The 331-nt window shown below is 44.7% G+C and carries 1 pseudogene; it reads right to left on the reverse strand.

From position 1 onward, the window contains the following. Nucleotides 1–331 (reverse strand): annotated as a pseudogene (locus HMPREF2766_RS09460) (cell wall anchor protein); the annotation flags it as partial.

Consider the following 331-nt stretch of genomic DNA (forward strand, 5'->3'; position numbering starts at 1 on the left):
CACCTGATCACTGTCTTCTGCTAAGAAATCTGCCAACAAGTCAGACGCTTCAATGTCACCTTCTTCGATAGCTTTCAAGATAGCATCCTTGCCAATCACTTCTTTAGCTGCCTTAATCGCTGCTTCCTTATCAGTGATAGTAGCATCCTTGTTGATGTCATCGATAGTTGATTTTTCGATTTTTTCTAGGGTAGCGATTAAATCTGAGCGAACTTTGGCTGCTTCTTCCGCTGCTTCCTTGTCGGCTGCAGCGAGCTTAGCTTGGTCTTGGATTGAAAGTTGAGATTGAGTTTTTGCTTCGGCCGGTGTCACCTGATCACTGTCTTCTGCT

The organism is Streptococcus sp. HMSC076C08 (genome assembly GCF_001810825.1).
GTDB lineage: Bacteria > Bacillota > Bacilli > Lactobacillales > Streptococcaceae > Streptococcus.